This is a genomic window from Catenibacterium sp. UBA627, assembly GCF_002299355.1.
Taxonomy (GTDB): Bacteria; Bacillota_I; Bacilli_A; order Erysipelotrichales; family Coprobacillaceae; genus Catenibacterium; species Catenibacterium mitsuoka.
The window spans coordinates 1-6,008 of sequence record NZ_DBPF01000092.1; the positions used below are offsets into that span (position 1 = coordinate 1).

The 6,008-nt window shown below is 29.7% G+C and carries 8 protein-coding genes and 1 pseudogene; 7 read left to right on the forward strand and 2 right to left on the reverse strand.

All coding sequences use genetic code 11. The features are described 5' to 3' along the window. Positions 1-75: 75 nt before the first annotated feature. On the reverse strand, positions 76-615 hold the full coding sequence (gene cysE, locus B2S90_RS05750; RefSeq protein ID WP_022425388.1) for a serine O-acetyltransferase: 540 nt from the start codon (positions 613-615) through the stop codon (positions 76-78). 147 nt (positions 616-762) lie between these two features. Between cysE and B2S90_RS05755 the strand changes: the two genes are divergently transcribed. From B2S90_RS05755 to B2S90_RS05775, 7 genes and pseudogenes are all read left to right on the forward strand, one after another. Then, the gene (locus tag B2S90_RS05755) at positions 763-927 is read left to right on the forward strand and encodes a hypothetical protein (RefSeq protein ID WP_270469867.1); all 165 of its coding nucleotides are present in this window, start codon (positions 763-765) and stop codon (positions 925-927) included. A 214-nt stretch (positions 928-1,141) separates the two neighbouring features. Beyond that, positions 1,142-1,429, forward strand: coding sequence for a LytR/AlgR family response regulator transcription factor (locus B2S90_RS05760; protein ID WP_278780560.1), 288 nt, complete (start codon positions 1,142-1,144; stop codon positions 1,427-1,429). After that, positions 1,426-2,310: a hypothetical protein gene (locus B2S90_RS05765; RefSeq protein WP_286696692.1), complete on the forward strand. Its 885-nt coding sequence runs from the start codon at positions 1,426-1,428 to the stop codon at positions 2,308-2,310. Before B2S90_RS05760 ends, B2S90_RS05765 begins: the two co-directional genes overlap by 4 nt. Positions 2,311-2,315: 5 nt before the next feature. Further along, on the forward strand, positions 2,316-2,600 hold the full coding sequence (locus tag B2S90_RS10910) for a GHKL domain-containing protein (protein WP_100054680.1): 285 nt from the start codon (positions 2,316-2,318) through the stop codon (positions 2,598-2,600). A gap of 114 nt (positions 2,601-2,714) precedes the next feature. After that, positions 2,715-4,223: a hypothetical protein gene (locus B2S90_RS05770; protein WP_286696693.1), complete on the forward strand. Its 1,509-nt coding sequence runs from the start codon at positions 2,715-2,717 to the stop codon at positions 4,221-4,223. A gap of 543 nt (positions 4,224-4,766) precedes the next feature. Next, positions 4,767-5,015: pseudogene (locus B2S90_RS10915) on the forward strand (ATP-binding cassette domain-containing protein); the annotation flags it as partial. Between the two features lie 125 nt (positions 5,016-5,140). After that, the gene (locus B2S90_RS05775; protein ID WP_279079351.1) at positions 5,141-5,296 is read left to right on the forward strand and encodes a hypothetical protein; all 156 of its coding nucleotides are present in this window, start codon (positions 5,141-5,143) and stop codon (positions 5,294-5,296) included. 76 nt (positions 5,297-5,372) lie between these two features. Here B2S90_RS05775 and B2S90_RS05780 read toward each other — a convergent pair. Further along, positions 5,373-6,008 (reverse strand): ATP-binding protein (locus tag B2S90_RS05780; RefSeq protein ID WP_286696694.1); only part of this gene is annotated, 636 nt, incomplete at its 5' end.

Consider the following 6,008-nt stretch of genomic DNA (forward strand, 5'->3'; position numbering starts at 1 on the left):
TAACATATTCTTAGGAGGCGAATGCTCTATCCAGCTGAGCTACTGAGACACTTACAAGGGGGCTTATGCCCCTTTTTATAATTCGCGATGTACCTTGACACCATTCTCTTTCACAATCATACCAGGAACACCTACTACTGTACAGTTAGGTGGTACATCTTTCAATACAACTGAATTCGCACCTACAATACTGTTATCTCCAATAGTAATATCCCCAATGATTTTTGCACCGGCAGAAATCATTACATTATTATGTAAGGTTGGATGTCTTTTACATGTATGTTCTCCTGTACCTACCCCTCCAAGAGTCACGCCTTGATATAATAAACAATCATCACCAATAATGGTTGTTTCCCCAATTACAACTCCCATACCATGGTCAATAAATAATCGTTTACCAATCGTTGCACCCGGATGTATTTCAATCCCTGTAAAAAAGCGTGCTACTTGTGACAGGAAACGTGCAATTAATTTCATATGACATTTTGTCCATAAGAAATGATTGATGCGATAAAAAAAGATAGCATGTACACCTGGATAGTTCAATATTACATTGAACCAGTTACGTGATGCTGGATCATTCTCTAATACTGCACCAACAATAGTTTTCGCCATTCTCCCCACTCCTTTTTCCCTATTATAAGGATTTATTATTTGCCGGTCAAATAATGTAATAATAAATCCTAGTCATCTTAATGATTAGATACTGTCATTGACAAAATATAATATATTTTTTTTATCTCTCTAAACAAGGAGGCTATTATGTTTCATATTGCGATTGTAGATGATGATCAATCGATTCATCAAAAATTAGAAGAAATGATTACTTCTATATTATTCAAATACCCTATACCTTTTACAGTATCTCACTTCTTTTCTGGTAATGAGTTTCTCAACAACAAAGATATATTTTCTATTATCATATAGATATAGAAATGAATGACGGTGATTGTATTTTGACTAAGAACTCTTTAAAAGTTCATACTCCTATTATCTTTCTTCATATCAAGATAGAATGATAGAAGCATTTGGTAATCATGTAATTGCTTATTTATAAAATAATAGTCATACCTTATCACAGGACTTAGAAAGATATCTTATTCAAATATCAAAGACAGATTGTATCTATTTAGATAATCAGATGATTGATTATAAAGAAATCATCCACTTAAAGGCAGATAATGTTTACACAATAATCCATACATACAGTAAAGATTATCTCATTCGCAAATCATTAAAAGATATGGAGAAAGAACTTCACTGCCCTTTCTATCGTGTTCACAAGTCATATATTATTAACTTTGATTATTTGAAAGATATCAATCACTTAGAACTTACACTCACAACTTCAGAAATAATTAAAATCAGTAGAGGCAGACTAAAAGATATCCAACAAAGCTATTATGATTATATAAGGAGTACACTATGATTTCATTTTGCGAACAAATACTACTCATGTTGAATGTTTTGATGATCAGTTGTTTATTATTCAATAAAGAGTTCAATAAACACCATTGTGTTAAGGGAATAATTTGTTTCTTAACTTCATTAGTTATGATTGTATTAAAGAAAGAAATCAATCCCTCTATCATCAATATCGCCTTTATGTTTCTTGCTTATATTTTCATATTTGATTTATCCTTGGAATCTATCAAAGAATTTATTTCTTCTTATATTGTCATGGTATTTTTCCAAATATGTATCAATTCGTTCTTGTCATTCTATGATATCAATCACTTATCATTCATCAGTGCACTTGTGTCATTGATTCTTATAACTCTCCTTTGTTTTATTACAAAGCGGAATCATTTAATCATTAATAACTCTATTTTGATTATTCTATCTTCTGTCTGTATATTATTATCAGCACAGCTTGTCTTATTGACTAATCTCTACATTTCTATGAATAAGAGTATAAAATGGAATATCATTTTATTTCTCATTACATCACTATTATTGCTGCTCTTACTATATTTCTGTTTGAAAATGAATTATGAAAAGAAAAAAGAAGACATATCAAAACAGAATCTAGAAACAATCATCCAGCTGCAGCAGTCATATCTTTCTTCTTATACCCATAAATATCAGGGACTTAGAAAATTCAAGCATGATTACAATAAACAGATTCTCATGATTAAGGACTATTATTTAAATCAACAAGATCAACTGCTTCCTTATTTAGATATTCTCAGTCATCATCTATATAAGACCAATAATGATTCACAAAATCATATCATTAATATGCTGTATCAGTATTTCAAAGAGGAATATCCTCAAGTCCATAGTCATATAGATGATATCAAGTACTAGGAACTATCAAACTAAATAATTCAAAGCTATCATCGTTAATATATAATCTATTCAAAAATAGCTTTGAAGCATCTTCTAAAACAACAGATAAAGACGTTTCTATCTCTTTAAAAAATAAAAACAACAATCCATATATTCAAATAAAGAACTCAATTGATCAGCCTGTCACTTTTAAAAAAGGCTATACAAGTAAAGAAAATAAAAATAATCATGGTATTGGACTCACAATCATTAATGAGATTGTAGATGAATATCATGGAATCAATACCAGCAAACAGACCAATGTTTAGTAAATGACATCATACTCTTTGATGTGATTCACTAAACAAAAAACTGCACTTTACAACAATTCCATGTAAGTGCAGTTTTTATTATGTTAGAGTGCATGTGAAAGAGAGATTACTATGAAAAAAGCTATTATTATCATCTTTTGTATCCTTACATGTCACTTCTTTTCTGTAAGCTATACCCTCACAAGTCATGAATACTTTAATCATATTTTATATTCAGAAAAAGAATTACCTGGCTTTTATTCTATTCAAATTCCTCATGATATTATGAATAATGATTCGACTCAAATATTGCATACTGTAGAGAATTGTTTAGATAAATATCAGGGTGATTTGTTTATCACGAAGAATAAGGATAACCATTACAAGAAATATGTTTATCTTACTCATGATAAGAATCAATATTTAAAGTCTACTTCTATGCTTGATCATGCATTCACTTTTAATACTTATACGCTAGATAGACTATTGAGTGATGGATATCAGCTAGAAGGAGAAGTACATGTTACCTTCCCAAATAAACAGTCTTTCAATCAATTTAAGAATGGGATGAATGCGATATTACATATATCTATAAAAGACCTCAATGACTTAAGCGGACAGGTAGATTATATGATATGGATTATCATTTGTTTAGCTGCTTTTTATTTCATTCTTATGTTAGTGATTATTTATGACCTGCTGCAGAATTATAAACTTTTCAGCATCAAGAGACTTGAAGGATATAGTTTATTTTCTATTGGGTATGATTATGTATGTCCCATTATACAATCGCAATTTCTTATTACTTTCATAGGGTTCTTTGTCCTTACATTACTAGTATGCAGGCGTATAAATCAATCTGTCATTCATTTTCTAATTGATCATTTCTTGATTCTATTCTTATTTCTATCACTCACTTTGATTATATGTGTTCTTATGATCAATCACTTTAAAGACGTGAAAGCGATAGACTTCCTCAAAAACAAAGGTCCATCTAAAACAATCATTTATTTTAATCAAGTTGTCTTATTCATGATGATTTTAGTTATTCTATTTCTCTCATCTATTGGAATAGAGACTAGTTATTCGCTATTAAGTAGAATGAATAATCATATTGAGTGGAACACAATGAAACAATATTCTATCTTAAGTGAAGTCTCCAATGTAGAGAATGGTGATCTGTTTACAAGTCAAAGCTTTTTAAACAAACAAAAAGAACTTTATCAAGACTTCAATCGTCTTGGTAGTATCTATGCAGACTTTAATGAATATGACAAAGAAACATATACATTTACAAGTATGGCCTATGTCAATACAAACTATCTAAAGAAACAAGTGATTCAAGATATTCATGCCTATACTATTCATATCAGTGAAGATGAAAAGAAAAGAGTAGTCTTAGCACCTCAAAACTATTCAAAAAAGAAGATATATAAGATGACACAGGCTATGTTTGATACACTACATGGTATTAAGATTATCTATTATAAAGACAATCAGAAATTCTTTACTTATAACTCTTTAATCATATCTGATTATTCAAATAGTATTACAGATCCTGTTGTACAGGTTCTTACAAATGAAAATGGATCACCTGAAGATTATGATGTCATTCTAGGATATAAATATAATCCTAATTAGATCAAAGGCTCTCAAGAGAGAATTCAGTCCATTTTAAAGAAATATAGCTTAAATCAATATACTTCTAAAATCATTACCGCATATGATGAAATATCTCTTCTAAATCATCAAGAACAAACACTCTTTATTGCAGATATTATGATTTCTGTCGCATTAGTCAGTTTAATGATATTAATGATTTACCAGAATATTCATCCAGTACCATGCATCACTTCTTGCGATAGAGACAATTGAAGGTTACACATCACTAGTCAAGTATTTCTATTTTGTGAAATCAACAGTTGTTTTATTTATATCTATATTCTTGATTTCTTTATTATGTCATTCTTATTTCATCTACACTCTTATTATTTATCTGATTCTTACGACTCTATGGGGTATGACTTATGTACTTTCCATAAAGAAGTTTGAGAAAAAGAATATCATTCACCTATTGAAAGGAACTTTTTAAATGATTGAATTAAAAAACATAACGAAACATTATGATACAAAAACAATCTTTGATTATTTTAATCTCATTATAGAAAAAATGAACTTGTCGCAATTGAAGAAAATAGCGGTTCTGGCAAATCTACATTACTCAATATCATGGGGTTATTGGAAGAGGTAGACGATGGAGAAATTATCATTAATCATCATTCAATTTCAAATAAGAAAGATGCATTATTACTTATGAGATATGATATAGGCTATATGTTTCAAAACAATGCTCTAGTAGATGATTATACCGTCAAAGAGAATCCTAATATTGTGTTGAAGTATTCAAGATTCAATAAGAAAGAAAAAGTGAATGCGGTAAAACAAGCACTAACTACTGTTGGCCTAGAAGGATATGAGAATAGAAAAATATATTCTTATCTGGTGGAGAAGCCCAGCGTATCGCATTTTGTAAGCTGCTTCTTAAAAAGCCAAAGATTGTGTTATGCGATGAACCAACTGGTTCACTTGATGAAACAAACACAAAAATGATGATGAACCTATTATTGGAATATCATCATAATGGTGCCACTGTAGTGATTGTGACACATGATCTAGATGTTGCGAAGCTTTGTGAGAGAGTTATTCATATTTAATCAGTAATAGGCAATATAGTAATTTTTCTATATTGTCTTTTTACATGCACAAAAAAATGAGTCTCTCAACTCATTTCTAATACTCTTTACTTAATAAGAAATCCACTATGTTCATTGTTTTTATTCCTTCATAGTTACCACCCGCAAAATCATCTGCCATCACAACATACTTAGGATAATTATCTCTGATTTCTAAAAGCTGTTCATATTCCCTTTTCTGTGTTTTTTCAGACTTTATTTCCTGTGTTACCTGAACATAGATTTTTTCATTTTGTTTTGTTGCAACAAAATCAATCTCTTTATCTTTTATCTTACCAATATAAACATCATAGCCTCTTCTTTTAAGTTCTAGATATACAATATTTTCTAAAGATGCTGCGACACTATCTACAGTATAACCTAATACAGAATAACGCAAAGAAACATCCGCAAGATAGAATTTCTCCTGTGTTTTTAATATATCTTTTCCCTGCAAATCATATCGAAAACACTTATGAAGAATATAGGCTTTCTGTAATTTCTCTAAATAGCTATAAACTGTTTCATTGTCAATCTTTCTCTGTTCTGATTTAAAATAATTAGAAATCGAGTTTGCAGAAAATGTGTTTCCAATATTATTAAACGTATATTTTACAACTCTTTCTAGCTGGTCTATCTTCTTGACTTGGTTTCTTCGTACTATATCAGAAAAAATAGTAGAATTATAAATGTC